At 49.5% G+C, this 14,012-nt stretch carries 12 protein-coding genes and 1 pseudogene; 9 read left to right on the top strand and 4 right to left on the bottom strand.

Going from position 1 to position 14,012, the window contains the following annotated elements:
* Nucleotides 1-6 precede the first annotated feature (6 nt).
* Both glyS and EPYR_RS18060 read left to right on the top strand, forming a co-directional pair.
* The gene (gene glyS, locus EPYR_RS18055) at nt 7-2,076 is read left to right on the top strand and encodes a glycine--tRNA ligase subunit beta (protein ID WP_014539914.1); all 2,070 of its coding nucleotides are present in this window, start codon (nt 7-9) and stop codon (nt 2,074-2,076) included.
* Between the two features lie 139 nt (nt 2,077-2,215).
* Nucleotides 2,216-2,560: pseudogene (locus EPYR_RS18060) on the top strand (zinc-binding dehydrogenase); the annotation flags it as partial.
* 42 nt (nt 2,561-2,602) lie between these two features.
* On the opposite strand, the gene EPYR_RS18065 reads toward EPYR_RS18060, so the two are convergent.
* Nucleotides 2,603-2,896: an HTH-type transcriptional regulator gene (locus EPYR_RS18065; RefSeq protein ID WP_015899188.1), complete on the bottom strand. Its 294-nt coding sequence runs from the start codon at nt 2,894-2,896 to the stop codon at nt 2,603-2,605.
* A gap of 332 nt (nt 2,897-3,228) precedes the next feature.
* Here EPYR_RS18065 and EPYR_RS18070 point away from each other — a divergent pair, with 332 nt between their 5' ends.
* A complete protein-coding gene (locus EPYR_RS18070; RefSeq protein ID WP_014539918.1) occupies nt 3,229-3,945 on the top strand; it encodes a DUF3053 domain-containing protein in 717 nt (238 codons plus the stop codon).
* A gap of 570 nt (nt 3,946-4,515) precedes the next feature.
* Here EPYR_RS18070 and EPYR_RS20510 read toward each other — a convergent pair.
* A complete protein-coding gene (locus EPYR_RS20510) occupies nt 4,516-4,773 on the bottom strand; it encodes a hypothetical protein (RefSeq protein WP_015899189.1) in 258 nt (85 codons plus the stop codon).
* A 1,072-nt stretch (nt 4,774-5,845) separates the two neighbouring features.
* On the opposite strand from EPYR_RS20510, the gene EPYR_RS18075 reads away from it, so the two are divergent.
* The 5 genes from EPYR_RS18075 (at nt 5,846) to EPYR_RS18095 (ending at nt 11,264) form a co-directional block, all read left to right on the top strand.
* The gene (locus tag EPYR_RS18075; protein WP_014539922.1) at nt 5,846-7,777 is read left to right on the top strand and encodes a PTS mannitol transporter subunit IICBA; all 1,932 of its coding nucleotides are present in this window, start codon (nt 5,846-5,848) and stop codon (nt 7,775-7,777) included.
* Nucleotides 7,778-7,875: 98 nt separating this feature from the next.
* Nucleotides 7,876-9,024: a mannitol-1-phosphate 5-dehydrogenase gene (locus EPYR_RS18080; RefSeq protein WP_014539923.1), complete on the top strand. Its 1,149-nt coding sequence runs from the start codon at nt 7,876-7,878 to the stop codon at nt 9,022-9,024.
* Between the two features lie 75 nt (nt 9,025-9,099).
* Nucleotides 9,100-9,645, top strand: a complete 546-nt coding sequence (locus EPYR_RS18085) for an MltR family transcriptional regulator (RefSeq protein ID WP_014539924.1) — start codon at nt 9,100-9,102, stop codon at nt 9,643-9,645.
* Between the two features lie 73 nt (nt 9,646-9,718).
* Entirely contained in the window at nt 9,719-10,081 is a 363-nt protein-coding gene (locus tag EPYR_RS18090; protein ID WP_014539926.1) for a YibL family ribosome-associated protein, read from the top strand.
* Between the two features lie 559 nt (nt 10,082-10,640).
* Complete coding sequence (locus EPYR_RS18095; protein ID WP_014539927.1) at nt 10,641-11,264, top strand: helix-turn-helix transcriptional regulator; 624 nt, start codon at nt 10,641-10,643, stop codon at nt 11,262-11,264.
* A 95-nt stretch (nt 11,265-11,359) separates the two neighbouring features.
* On the opposite strand, the gene EPYR_RS18100 is transcribed toward EPYR_RS18095, so the two are convergent.
* Nucleotides 11,360-11,629 carry a FaeA/PapI family transcriptional regulator gene (locus tag EPYR_RS18100; protein WP_014542797.1) on the bottom strand — a complete coding sequence of 90 codons (270 nt, stop codon included), beginning with the start codon at nt 11,627-11,629 and terminating at the stop codon, nt 11,360-11,362.
* Nucleotides 11,630-11,961: 332 nt separating this feature from the next.
* On the opposite strand from EPYR_RS18100, the gene EPYR_RS18105 reads away from it, so the two are divergent.
* The gene (locus EPYR_RS18105) at nt 11,962-12,402 is read left to right on the top strand and encodes a winged helix-turn-helix domain-containing protein (RefSeq protein ID WP_014539929.1); all 441 of its coding nucleotides are present in this window, start codon (nt 11,962-11,964) and stop codon (nt 12,400-12,402) included.
* A gap of 542 nt (nt 12,403-12,944) precedes the next feature.
* Here EPYR_RS18105 and EPYR_RS18110 read toward each other — a convergent pair.
* Nucleotides 12,945-14,003 carry a sugar ABC transporter substrate-binding protein gene (locus EPYR_RS18110; RefSeq protein ID WP_014539931.1) on the bottom strand — a complete coding sequence of 353 codons (1,059 nt, stop codon included), beginning with the start codon at nt 14,001-14,003 and terminating at the stop codon, nt 12,945-12,947.
* Between the last annotated feature and the right edge of the window lie 9 nt (nt 14,004-14,012).

The raw sequence follows: 14,012 nt of genomic DNA on the forward strand, positions 1-14,012 counted from the left end.
GCAGCCATGACTGATAAAACTTTTCTGGTGGAAATCGGCACCGAAGAACTGCCTCCGAAAGCGCTGCGCAGCCTGGCCGAATCCTTTGCCGCCAATCTGACCGCCGAGCTTGACGCTGCGGGCCTCCCCCACGGCGAAGTGAGCTGGTTTGCCGCCCCGCGCCGTCTGGCGCTGAAAGTCGCTAATCTGAGTGCCGCACAGCCGGATCGCGAAGTGGAAAAACGCGGCCCGGCGATCCAGGCGGCGTTTGATGCTAACGGCGTGGCCACCAAGGCCGCTGAAGGCTGGGCGCGCGGCTGTGGTATTACCGTTGACCAGGCCGAGCGTCTGAGCACCGATAAAGGTGAATGGCTGATGTACCGCGCCCGGGTCACCGGTGAGCGCACCCAGGTACTGCTGCCCGCGATGATTGCCACTTCGCTGGCAAAACTGCCGATCCCGAAACTGATGCGCTGGGGCGCGTCCGAGGTGCAGTTCGTGCGCCCGGTTCACACCGTGACGCTGCTGCTGGGCGATGAGCTGGTCCCCGCCAATATTCTCGGCATCGATTCGGCGCGCACCCTTCGCGGCCACCGCTTTATGGGCGAGCCGGCGTTCACCATCGACCATGCCGACCAGTACCCGCAGATCCTGCTGGAGCGCGGTAAAGTGCAGGCGAACTACGAAGTGCGTAAAGCCATCATTAAAGCAGATGCCGAAGCGGCAGCCGCGAAAATTGGCGGTGTGGCTGACCTGAGCGACAGCCTGCTGGAAGAAGTCACCTCGCTGGTTGAATGGCCGGTTGTGTTGACGGCGAAGTTTGAAGAGAAGTTCCTTGCGGTTCCTGCCGAAGCGCTGGTGTACACCATGAAGGGCGATCAGAAATACTTCCCGGTGTATGACAAGGCGGGCAAGCTGCTGCCGAACTTTATCTTTGTGACCAACATTGAGTCGAAAGACCCGCAGCAGATTATCTCCGGTAATGAGAAGGTGGTGCGCCCACGTCTTGCTGACGCTGAATTCTTCTTTAACAGCGACCGCAAACGCCGTCTGGAAGATAACCTGCCGCGTCTGGAAACCGTGCTGTTCCAGAAAGAGCTGGGCACCCTGCGTGCGAAAACCGACCGCATTCAGGCGCTGGCCGGCTGGGTTGCTGCGCAGATTGGCGCTGACGTTAATCACGCCACGCGGGCTGGCCTGCTATCCAAATGCGACCTGATGACCAATATGGTGTTTGAGTTTACCGACACGCAGGGCGTGATGGGTATGCACTACGCACGTCATGACGGTGAAGCCGAAGACGTGGCGGTAGCGCTGAACGAGCAGTATCAGCCGCGCTTTGCCGGTGATGAGCTGCCCTCTAACCCGGTGGCCTGTGCGCTGGCGATTGCGGACAAGATGGATACTCTGGCGGGCATCTTCGGTATCGGTCAGCATCCGAAAGGCGATAAAGACCCGTTCGCGCTGCGCCGTGCTGCGCTGGGCGTGCTGCGTATCATCGTCGAGAAGAATCTGCCACTGGATCTGCAAACACTGACCGAAGAAGCGGTGCGTCTGTATGGCAACAAGCTGTCTAACGCTAAAGCGGTCGATGAAGTGATCGACTTTATGCTGGGCCGTTTCCGCACCTGGTATCAGGAAGAGGGCCACAGCGTCGATACCCTTCAGGCGGTGCTGGCACGTCGCCCAACGCGCCCGGCAGACTTCGATGCACGTATGAAAGCGGTATCTCACTTCCGTACGCTGGAGCAGGCGGCGAGCCTGGCGGCAGCCAACAAGCGCGTCTCCAATATTCTCGCTAAGGCTACCGAACCGCTGAACGATAGCGTGCAGGCATCGCTGCTGAAAGAGAATGAAGAGATCAAACTGGCGACTTATGTCACCGCCCTGAGCAGCAAACTGCAGCCGTTCTTTGCCGAAGGGCGTTACCAGGATGCGCTGATTGAGCTGGCGCAGCTGCGCGAAACGGTCGATAACTTCTTCGACAAAGTGATGGTCAACGCCGAAGATAAAAAAGTGCGTATCAACCGACTGACGCTGCTGGCCAAGCTGCGTGAGCTGTTCCTACAGGTGGCCGATATCTCTCTGCTGCAATAATTGATGTCGCAAGCGGCGGAATAACGTGTTTCCGCCGCTACCCGTATCAGCATAATACGCTAACAGACGGGCGGCTAAATTTTCCCGCTTGCTGCGTTTATCAGACATTTCATTTTACTCTTCCACAGATGGCCAGCGTGAAAACAGCCTGGGTATGATCCTCGACTGTGTTGCTGCGCCGCACGATCCCGGCCCGTACCTTAGCGCGCTGAAGACCAACGGGCATCTGGTTCTGGTGGGTATTCCTGATACGCCGCATAAATCACCAGACGTCATGCCGATGGTATTTAAGCGCCTGAGCATCTCAGGAACGTCGATAGGTAGTATTAATGAAACACAGCAGATGCTCGATTTCTGCGGACAATACCATATCGTGTCTGAGGTTGAAGTGATCCGTCTGGATGAAGTCAAACAGGCGTTTGAACGGATGCTGAAAGGGGATGTAAAATATCGTTTTGTCATCGATATGAAAGCCGGTAAATAGCCTTAAGAGGCAAAAACCCGCCTTGATGGCGGGTCCATTCTCTTAGTTCAGCAGATCTCTGCTGAGATACGGATTCGACTGAATCAACTTCATTAACTTTTGCGCACTGCGTGACGGTTTGGTTCGTTTGGCTTCCCAACTTTTTACCGACGATACGCTCACGCCTAACACCTGGGCAAACTCATCAATCTTCAGGCCGGTTATTTCCCGGATCCGCTGCGGTTCGGGCATCGCCATACTGTCCTTAGAGGCGGTTACCGCCGGTATCCCATCACGGGTTAACACTATCTGCTCCAGACTTGACAGCAGTTCGTACATTGGATCTTTAGTCTCCATCGGCACACCTCAATAAACTCACATAAACGTGAACAACCAGAGGGGTAGAACCTGAGGCTCAGGTTCTGAATACTGGCGGACATTTGCCACAGCGACGCTTTCGGACAGCAAAATGGAAAACGCCAGAACCCTAAGTATTAGATCACTTTTGAAGTTTTGATCATGCTTTTACATTATTTTTCCTGATGCGGCTGCACCGGCGGAAGTCAACAGGATGAGAATTTTGTTGCTAAGACACGACTATCCATAAAAATTGATTTCGACTATTCTTTACGCAAGATTAATTGTGCAGGCAAAACCGACAGGAATCTGTTAACAGGAGTCCATTTCTTATGAAGACAGGATTATCACGCATCTGGACGCGCGTGCTGGTGCCGTTTATGGCACTGTTGCTGGTGACGCAGCTGACCGGCTGCGGCGATAAAGAAGCCGAACAGCGCAAAGCGTTTGTCGATTTTCTGCAAAATACCGTGATGCGTAGCGGCGAGCATTTACCAAGCCTGAGCGAAGATCAGAAGCAGAAGTTCGGCAATTATGTCAGTGACTACGCCATTCTCTACGGTTTCGCCCAACAGATTAATCGGGCGGTAGATTCCGGTCTGAAGCCGGTGGTGAATGAGCTTTCTACCATCCGCACACCGCAGGATTATCTGACGCACCGCGATGCGCTGCGCCAGGCGAGCGGTTCTCTCGGCGTGCTCGGTCAGCAGATCCAGACAGCGAAAACCCAGGCCGACAGCAGCAAAGCCACGTTGAAGCAGCCTGAAGACCTGAAAACGGTGTACGATAACGTGTTCAATAAAGTGGTGACTCAGCCTGCCGCTTCCTTGTCCCCGCTGTTGCCGGCATTACAAACCCTGAGTCAGGATGTGGTGCAAACCGGGGACTTCCTGCAACAGCAGGGAGCACGAGTCAGCTTTAACGGCCCGGCTATCCAGTTCCCTACTCAGGAGCAGGCAACGCAGTACAATACGCTGATGAGTAATCTGAGCAATAACGTTCAGGCTTTTTCCCAGGCGCAGCGCGTGCTACAGGCCGGCGTTCAGTAACTGTCCGTGACGAGTCCTGATATAGGTTGACGCTTTCAGCCTTAAAGCGCCTGATGAACTTCATCGGGCGCTTTGCATTTTAACGACCGGTGCAGCCGCTGCATGGCTTTTTTGTCAGCGTGGCTCCGAACTCAGTATTGATTACCTTTACAAGCGCTTCAAAAAAAGTGAGCTTTGACTTCTGATTCAGCAAGTTGCTGTTCCCGTTCTTTCATCCGCTGTTCGGGATTAAGGGGTATTTTGGGCATGTTAACTCCGCTCATTCTTGCATAAGAGGGGGAAACCCAGCCGAGTTGACCGTATTTGCGTAGCCACTTGATGAGGGTTGAACTGCCTGAATACCGTCGCGCTCTTGCGCCTGACGCCAGGTCATTTCACCTTTTACGATCTGTTCGACAATGACTAATTTAAAGGATAGAGGGTAATCGCGTTGCGTGCGTTTAACATATTGGTTCGTCACATTTTCCTCAGTATGCAAGTAAAATGTGTCAACGCGCTATTGAGGACGGGGCAGTTAATAAAAAAAGGGCAACGTCCGTTGCCCTTTTTGCCGCAGTGCTTAATATTTAATTACGCGTGTTGAGGTGCGTGAACCACAGCCCAATTATTAAGAACTTTATGGCCATCGAGACCCATATCGTTAAGATACTGCACCATACTACCTCTCAAATAATAATTAGTCGCTACTTCAAAACGCCAATCATGGGTGTTATTATAAAGCGAGGCAATGCAGGAAATGGATTCAAACCCTTTCACCCCGTCAACGAACGCATTGCCAGCACCTGAAACAAGATCTACTTCAGATGACGAAATTTCACGAATTCCCAATTTTTATATCTCCATTTTTAAAGTGAAATAATATTTAGCCAATAGTAGTTGGCCAAATGAATAGTAACAAATTAAGATGAAAAATATTTTAGTAAAAAGTCCATTATTCTGATTTTCCGAAGGAAATAATCGTTTTCTATTCTTTTTTTATCAGAAAACTGAAAACAACGCGATAAAAACCCCAAATAAGGCACATGCCCAATTACTTTCCCTGACCACAAACTTCACCGACATAATGACTCACTCACAAACCCTTGTAAGAATAAGAATAAATATAATCTTGCATTACCTTAAGCATTTTCCATGTGGTCAAAACAGGTATCGGTCATAGCTGAAATCACGAAGGAATAGTGTCGTATGCACTATGTATTTACAGTGCCTCATGCCTTATTGCGCTTACTGTGACGCGCAGACTTTGCCAGACATCATAAAACCTTTTTTGCTGCGCAGACTACCTGCTTTAAAAATCACATACAAGCATTATCTAATGGATACCATTCATAAAATGACTTTTATCTCCAGGCTATTACTGAATTCAACCTAAATATAATCCCTTAATAGTCATATTAAATTTTCATTTAAAGAAAGTATTTTTACAACCTATTAGCTATCAACATGGTTGGTCAATACGTTCCGATCTCAATGACTCCTTTTCCGCTGGCGATAAACTTTTTCGCAAGCTCACTGCTTAACCCCATCGGGTCAGTCTTCTTTGTCGTGGGCGGGTTAATAAGGACGAAGTCATTTTTGTGATCTAATTCACATTATAAGAACAAACACCATTCGTTTTTATGTGACAAGGATCACATAACAAGGCTATGTTCAACCCATTTCCCTGCAGTTAGCCGCATATAACTTTATTATTTGTGATTAAAATCACTAAAAACAATCCTATCCCCCCCACACTTCAGTGACGAACATCACACTTAATCCCCTGGCTACGCAAACGCCATATCCACATGATAGAGTCTGCCGGCATACAGTGACACCAGCGGCCACGCCGTAACGTCTCATACAAAAATCAACGCGCTCTCTTATTGGGTTAGCGCGTACTTATAAGAGGTGAGTTTATATGTCCTCATCAGACATCAAGGTCAAAGTTCAAAGCTTTGGTCGTTTTCTGAGTAATATGGTAATGCCAAATATCGGGGCGTTTATCGCCTGGGGTATCATTACCGCGCTATTTATCCCAACAGGATGGCTGCCGAACGCCACGCTGGCGAAACTGGTGGCGCCAATGATCACCTACCTGCTGCCACTGCTGATTGGTTATACCGGTGGCCGTCTGGTCGGCGGCGATCGCGGCGGCGTAGTGGGGGCGATCACTACCATGGGCGTTATCGCCGGTGCTGACATGCCGATGTTCCTCGGGTCGATGGTTGCCGGTCCTCTGGGCGGCTGGGCAATCAAAACCTTCGACCGCCGGATTGACGGTAGAATCAAAAGCGGTTTCGAAATGCTGGTCAACAACTTCTCTGCCGGTATCATCGGCATGCTGTTGGCGGTTCTCGCCTTCCTGGCGATTGGCCCAATGGTTCAGGGACTGTCACATATTCTCGCCGCCGGCGTTAATCTGATGGTACAAAATAATCTGCTGCCGCTGACCTCCATCTTTGTGGAACCGGCGAAAATTCTGTTTCTCAATAACGCGATCAACCACGGTATCTTCTCGCCGCTGGGAATTCAGCAGGCGAGCGAAGCCGGAAAATCGATTTTCTTCCTGATTGAAGCTAACCCAGGCCCTGGAATGGGCGTGCTAATGGCCTATCTATTCTTCGGCCGTGGCAGTGCCAAACAATCAGCCGGTGGGGCAGCAATTATCCACTTCTTCGGCGGTATTCACGAAATCTACTTCCCGTATGTGCTGATGAACCCTCGCCTGATCCTCGCCGTGATCCTCGGTGGTATGACCGGCGTTTTCACCCTTACACTGTTAAACGGCGGCCTGGTTTCTCCGGCTTCACCGGGATCTATCCTTGCCATACTGGCCATGACGCCAAAAGGAGCCTACTTCGCTAACATCGCGGCGATTGCCGCAGCCTTTGCTGTTTCCTTCGTGATTGCGGCTATTCTGCTGAAAACCAGCAGGGCGAAAGAGTCTGATGATATTGAAGCAGCAACTCGCCGCATGCAGGAGATGAAATCCCAGTCCAAAGACCCGTCTGCTCCTGCGCCAATGGGTAACAAAGGCTTGCAAGGTGATCTAAGTCACGTACGCAAAATTATCGTAGCCTGTGATGCCGGTATGGGTTCCAGCGCAATGGGTGCTGGCGTACTGCGTAAGAAAGTGAATGAAGCGGGACTGAGCAATATCTCCGTCACTAACAGCGCGATCAACAGCCTGCCGGGCGATGTAGACCTGGTGATCACCCATCGCGATCTGACTGAACGCGCGATGCGCCAGGCACCTCATGCGCAGCATATTTCGCTGACCAACTTCCTTGATAGCGGGCTGTATAATGATTTGACGGCGCGTTTGACGGAGGCAGCCCGCACTGCCGAACATCATGAGAAAGTCAGCGCGGTACTCAATGACAGCCTTGATGAAAACCAGCAAAACCTGTTCAAACTGAGCGCCAGCAACGTATTTCTTGGCAATCACGCCAGCAATAAAGAGCAGGCTATTCGCTTCGCCGGTGAGCAGTTGGTCAAGGGTGGATACGTAGAAGCGGAATACGTAGAGGCAATGCTGGCACGCGAGGAACTGACGCCAACCTACCTCGGTGAATCTATCGCCGTGCCACACGGAACAGTAGAAGCGAAAGACCGCGTGCTAAAAACCGGTGTGGTATTCTGCCAATACCCTGCCGGAGTTCACTTCGGTGAAGAGCCTGAAGACATCGCCCGGCTGGTCATTGGTATCGCCGCGCGCAATAACGAGCATATCCAGGTCATTACCAGCCTGACTAACGCGCTGGATGACGAAAATGTGATTGCACGCCTGGCTACCACGACAGATGTGCAGGAAGTTCTGCAGCTCCTGTCCGGTAAAACCAGCCAATAAGCCGTTTTGAGCATGATACCTCTCTGGGGGCTGGGAATGCCTGGCCCTTTTTTGCTTCGGGAATACATGAGCTTTGCATCATTAATACGGGAATATTTATGAAAGCATTACATTTTGGTGCCGGTAACATCGGCCGTGGCTTTATTGGTAAACTGCTGGCCGATGCCGGAGTTCAACTGACTTTCGCCGACGTCAATCAGATCGTACTGGATGCCCTCAACGCCCGTGGCGAATATCCGGTTCACGTCGTCGGTGAGCAATCGCAGATTGAAAGGGTAAAAGGCGTCAATGCCGTGCACAGCGCCAGCGATGAGGTTATTGCGCTGGTGGCTGAGGTTGATATCGTTACCACGGCGGTTGGCCCGCAAATCCTTGAACGTATAGCCGGCGGCATTGCAAAAGGTATTGCCAAACGCAGTGATAGCGCTAATTCCCGACCGCTAAATATTATCGCCTGTGAAAACATGGTGCGCGGCACCACGCAGCTTAAAGCGCATGTGCTACGCGCGTTGCCCGGGCAGTATCACGCCTGGCTGGAAGAACACGTCGCCTTTGTCGACTCTGCGGTGGATCGTATAGTTCCCCCTTCTGCAGCAGACAGCAGCGATCCGCTGGAAGTAACGGTTGAAACCTTTAGCGAGTGGATTGTTGATAAAACCCAATTTAAAGGCGAGCTGCCAACTATTCCCGGTATGGAACTGACCGACAATCTGATGGCGTTTGTCGAACGCAAACTGTTTACGCTCAATACCGGTCACGCTATTGCCGCCTATCTCGGCCAGCTGGCCGGCCATAAAACAATTCGCGAAGCGATACTGGATAAGAACGTGCGGGCGGTTGTACAAGGAGCCATGGAAGAGAGCGGCGCGGTACTGATTAAGCGCTACGGTTTTGCGGCGGATAAACATGCTGCCTATATCCAGAAAATCCTTAACCGATTCGAAAACCCGTATCTGAACGATGATGTGGAGCGCGTGGGACGCCAGCCGCTCCGCAAGCTGAGTGCGGGCGACCGCCTGATTAAACCTACGCTGGGCACCCTGGAGTACCATCTGCCGAATGATAATCTGGTCACCGGCATTGCCGCAGCACTGCATTACCGCAACGACCAGGATCCGCAGGCGCTCGAACTAGCCGCACTGCTGTCCAGCCAGGATGTCGCCTCCACGCTGGCTCAAATCTCCGGACTGGATAGCGACAGCGATGTGGTTAAAGCGGTAGTGAAAGCCTGGAACACCCTGGCATAATGTCTGTGCAACCGCTCCTTACGGATGCACAGACGGGGCACAGCACCGCTGTGCCTGCGAAAAAAATGAATCTGTATGAATGAATTACAGTCTTTAACAGGGCAATCTCAGGATGTCGAAAATCGGGTCCTTGAACGCCTGAATGCAGGACGCTCGGTGAGATGTCTGCTCATCGCCGCCGTAGAAATGCTGGCAGAAGCGGTTAATATGCTGGTAGAACAGGTATTTCGCCAAGACGATTATGCCGTTAAGTACGCCGTGGAACCTCTGTTGCACGGCAATGGTCCGCTGGGTGAGCTGTCAGTTCGTCTGAAGCTAATTTATGGCCTTGGGGTCATTAATCGAAACGAATATGAAGACTGTGAACGCCTGATGGCACTGCGCGAAGCATTGAACCATGATGGTAGCGAGTACCGTTTCACGGACGATAAAATCGTTGAGCCATTTAGCGCCTTGCACTGCGTGAGTACGTTGCCGTCCTTTCCTGATTTTGCCTGCCATGATGCCGAACTGCGCGTTATGCAGCATCAACGCTATCAGCAGGTGGTGCGATCCACAATGGTGCTGTCGCTGACTGCGCTAATTTCACTGCTCAGCCTCAGGCAGGCTTTCAAAAAGTAGCCTACTCCTTTCCCTCTTTGCCCCGCTTTCGTGTATTCTTTGCTGCAATGACTCCATTTAATGGTTAAGAACAATGAAAGAACAAGTACAGGCAGAAATCAAAGAACTCAGTGACAAACTGGACGCGCTGAATCACAAAGAACCGGCCCTGCTGGCTTCTGGTGACAGTGAGAAACTGGGGGAGCTGCTCAAAGAAAAAGATAAACTACTGGCCGAAATCGAGCGCCTGCGTGGCGTACGTGCCGAGAAGTTGAGCAAAGAAGCACAACAGCTCAACAAGCTGCCATTTAGCCGACCCATCACTAAAAAAGAACAGGCCAATATGGGGGCGCTGAAAAAGAGCGTGCGCGGATTGTTGATTGTTCACCCTACCAGCGCGCTAGGTCGAGAAATGGGCCTGAAAGAGATGACCGGCTTCGCAAAAACCGCGTTCTGAGTCCCACCAGATGCTGGTGATGTAGCAAGCAGGATGCTTCCATCCTGCCTGCTCATGTTTTGCCAACGCATCTCTCGTCATCTCCTCACCACCAACGGCATCATACGATACGTGGTGATGGCTGCATGTTGATATTAAGTCATTCCTTCACTCAATCTTCAATCTCTGTATCACAATCCAACTAACCCGCCCAGCCGCGTTTTGCCGGCGGCGCAATGGGCATGCGCACCTGAATTCAGACTTGATGAGTCGTATTGCTTGAAGACGACCAGCGGCCTTCCGGGACGAAAGTCGCCAGTGCTAAAATTATTACATAAAAAACAGAATTGTTTTATCTCGATATTTAGTGTCGAAAATAAAATAATAATTCACACTCGCGATTTATCTGGCAGTCCAAAAGCATCAAAACAAAATCAAATGTCGTAATAGACCGAAAGGCGAACATTGATATCGTCAGGAGTTTATTTTCAATATAATATTTTAGAAAGGCACTATTCAGGAGCTGCGTAGAGGCATTTAATCAATGCCTCTGTTTAGGGATATCTTCAGGTAATTGGCCATGAAAAAAAACAACATCACGATTGTCATCAACGATCCGAACCGCTTTTACCTTGAAGGGTTAAAAAGTAGCGTTTACGAGAATTTTTTAGAACAGGGCATAAACGCTGATTACACTGAGTCTGCTTTTAATAGCCGTGCGAAAATAATCTTTCTGGCAGAAGAGTCATTATCCGTAGCAAATATTCACTATCTGAACCGTCGCATGTCTATGCGCCCCCTCTGCGTTTTTATTATTAAGAATAACCCTAATCAAGAGAGTCATCTGGATATCACAACAGACGGTATTCATCATCATTCGACAATTTATCGTAATCAGTCAGTCGAAAATATACTGGCGGTAGTCAACGATCAGATGGAACAGCTGGATAACTTTCGCACCAGGCTGACTCCTTCAGGCGTTAATCGTTCCAGTAATAACCTGACGCGCCGTGAGACCGAGATTCTTCGTTATCTGGCGCGTGGTATTAGCAACGGTGGCGTCGCGCGCTTCCTGAATATCAGTGAGAAAACGGTCAGTGCGCACAAGAGAAACATCATGTCGAAACTCAATATGGTTCGCCCCGCAGAGCTTAGCTACTGGTTAATTCAGGAGGGCTGGTGTGAATCCCTGCGTGGCAGTTAAGTTAGCTCAATGACTGTGGCGAAGCGTTTATTTTCCCGTATCGATCGTGGCGTATTCGGACAAAACGAATACGCCATTTTTAGCAGGCGATTGAATTAATTCTTAAAAGATTCCGTCTTGTTCCAGTACAAACTTTTGCTATTGTTTAGTTTGAATGAGGTGATAACACCTTCTTGCTCTAGTTTAATTAAAATATGCCTGGCATTATATATGCTCAATTCCGATCTGTTGGCGATATCTCTTGTACTGGCAAAAACTGACGGCGCGTTATCAGCATTATGTTCTTCAAAGAATTCATTTATTGCACTCATGACTTTATCTACAGATATTCTTCGCTTAATGTTCTTGATGCTGTTCTCACGCATTGCATTACTCCTTTTGTTATACCCGGCTCCTGCCGAATCTATTTGCAAATTATAAAAGCGGTAAAAACATAGCGCACCAATGATAATACGCTGAATAGCAAAAAAAAACTTAATCTCAATTATTAAGTCATATTATTATTATCGGTTACTTTATTATGAATTTTAAGAATAAAATATCTCTAAGTGGTGATAACACCAATAATATTAAACAAATCACCTAAAAAATTAGCTTTATGCGTAAGATGCTCTGAATGTCAAACGTAGCTTAACCATATTTTGATTACCATTAGTTACAAGCAGCCGCAAACTTCTTACGCGGTGAAGACGGTGCGATGACAAAAACTTATTTGGCTGGTGGAAAAATGAACTACATTATTAATCATTACCTCTGTTTTGATTCATCAAATGGGTTACTGAAACTTACTGATAACAGTGATTCAACTTTACAGTTATCCAGGCCTGGAACAAGATTATTGACCCAATTAATTATTCACGCTGGTGAAATAATGACGCGCGAGGATTTGATCAAAAAAGTGTGGGAAGATCACGATCTCACCCCTTCTGGCAGCAACCTAAGCAACCATATCAGCCTGCTGAGAAAAGCATTCTCACAACTGGCAGTCACAGAAATAATGATTACCACCATCCCTAAAGTCGGTTTTCGACTTGATGCCGTGGTCAGTATCGAAAAAACCGCCCATCGTCAATCAGGCTTTATCATTGCCAACCTGAAAGCCTTGTTAGCACCATTGAATAAGAAAAAAAAACTTTAGCTTCATAACTTAAAACCGGTTTTTCTTGGTTTTATATCCAGCACCACAACAGCAGTGGATTGACTTTAATTCTTCCGGTTTGGCAGGTAGTGGTAAAATCTTCGCCAGGCACTGGCTGATTTAACGAATTAAATATCGTTATGCATTAGTATAAATTGAACGCTTAATATTTGATCAACACAGAAGCAGCGCTACAATCATATTTCAGTTAAGACCCATTTCTGTTTGATTTTCTCGCCTTATAGACAATAACTGCATTTTACGCCATTCCTGTAACAACTGCAGTCACTTGAGAATATTCTTGGTGCATCCTGAATGGCGAGGTGCTGTTCAAGATAAGTCCATTAACTCATCACTTCGCTGTAACCATGCGTTAGCGGCGACAGGTTCGCTCAAGCTTTTAACTACGTTGAGTTACTACACTCTTTTGAACTTGCCACGCCAGTCTGCTGACTACCACTAATGGCCAGCATTTTCTGGCTGATTGTGGGGTTTACCCCTGAGGCAGATAAACCCTTACTTTATAAGATGACTTGCCTGTACTACTTTTTCGCGTACTTCGCTTCAAGGTCGGCAAACCACGGTGCCACAAAGTCGTTCGACGCCCCCCAGCCCGGAATAATTTTGCTCAGAGTGGCAACACTCACCGCCCCACTTTGGGCAACCAGATCGGCCTGTGAGATAGCAGAAGCTTTAAACTGATAGCTGGCCGGCGTTGCCTCGCCGCCAATTTTATTGGCAATAAGTCGCATATTTGTCGCACCAATCAGCTTACTGTCGACCGCAGACGTCTGCTTCCACGGACTGTTTTTCTCATGCATCAGCTGCAAGTCCTGATTGGATACATCAATGCTGTAAAGTTTGATCTCGGTACGCCCGTTCTCCTGCAGCGCTTTATAAGCCCCCTGGGCGAACGCATCCCACGATCCCCAGATTGCATCAATCCTGCCTTTTGGATATTTCGCCAGAATAGCGCCCATTTTATTGGCCGTGTCGCCCTGCACATCAGACGAAACCGCACCAATTGACTCCAGCTGGTGAATGCCCGGGTTCGCTTTCAGCACTTTCTCATAAACCACCTGGCGCCGTTCCATCGCCGGGAAGCCCGCGACCCACAGTTTGACAATATTCGCTTTACCGTTGCTATTTTTCACCAGCTGGTCAAGGGAGAGTTGCGCCAGCGAAGCATCGTCCTGTGCCGTCACCGTCACGCCAGCAATCGGCTGGTTGACGGGTGTGTCAAACACCGACACGTTGATCCCGGCATCAGAGATGCGTTTTACCAGGGCGGTGGAATAAGGATCTTTGCCATGAGACAGAATAATCCCGTCGTACTTCTGACTAATGGCCTGATTCACAAAGTCCTGAAAGCGAGCGTCGTCCCCGTTGCTCAGGAACGTACTGACCTTGAAGCCCAGCTTGCGGCCTTCCTGAACCGCTCCGGCGACAAACTGGGTGGTGTTATCGTCGGAACCGAGGTTGCGGATCACCGCAATACGCACCGGACCATCGTGGTTAGCGATTGCCGCAGGTACGGCCGCGAAGGACGGTGAGGCAGTGAGCAGACTCAACGCCAGCAGAGATAAGGTGAATTTTTTCATATTTTTAAC

It is taken from the genome of Erwinia pyrifoliae DSM 12163, assembly GCF_000026985.1.
Lineage (GTDB): Bacteria > Pseudomonadota > Gammaproteobacteria > Enterobacterales > Enterobacteriaceae > Erwinia > Erwinia pyrifoliae.

What these genes read in the sequence shown, in the direction of transcription:
- glyS (WP_014539914.1), top strand. Translation starts at nt 7, where the DNA reads ATGACTGATAAAACTTTTCTGGTGGAAATCGGCACCGAAGAACTGCCT.
- EPYR_RS18065 (WP_015899188.1), bottom strand. Translation starts at nt 2,896, where the DNA reads ATGGAGACTAAAGATCCAATGTACGAACTGCTGTCAAGTCTGGAGCAG.
- EPYR_RS18070 (WP_014539918.1), top strand. Translation starts at nt 3,229, where the DNA reads ATGAAGACAGGATTATCACGCATCTGGACGCGCGTGCTGGTGCCGTTT.
- EPYR_RS18075 (WP_014539922.1), top strand. Translation starts at nt 5,846, where the DNA reads ATGTCCTCATCAGACATCAAGGTCAAAGTTCAAAGCTTTGGTCGTTTT.
- EPYR_RS18080 (WP_014539923.1), top strand. Translation starts at nt 7,876, where the DNA reads ATGAAAGCATTACATTTTGGTGCCGGTAACATCGGCCGTGGCTTTATT.
- EPYR_RS18085 (WP_014539924.1), top strand. Translation starts at nt 9,100, where the DNA reads ATGAATGAATTACAGTCTTTAACAGGGCAATCTCAGGATGTCGAAAAT.
- EPYR_RS18090 (WP_014539926.1), top strand. Translation starts at nt 9,719, where the DNA reads ATGAAAGAACAAGTACAGGCAGAAATCAAAGAACTCAGTGACAAACTG.
- EPYR_RS18095 (WP_014539927.1), top strand. Translation starts at nt 10,641, where the DNA reads ATGAAAAAAAACAACATCACGATTGTCATCAACGATCCGAACCGCTTT.
- EPYR_RS18100 (WP_014542797.1), bottom strand. Translation starts at nt 11,629, where the DNA reads ATGCGTGAGAACAGCATCAAGAACATTAAGCGAAGAATATCTGTAGAT.
- EPYR_RS18105 (WP_014539929.1), top strand. Translation starts at nt 11,962, where the DNA reads ATGACAAAAACTTATTTGGCTGGTGGAAAAATGAACTACATTATTAAT.
- EPYR_RS18110 (WP_014539931.1), bottom strand. Translation starts at nt 14,003, where the DNA reads ATGAAAAAATTCACCTTATCTCTGCTGGCGTTGAGTCTGCTCACTGCC.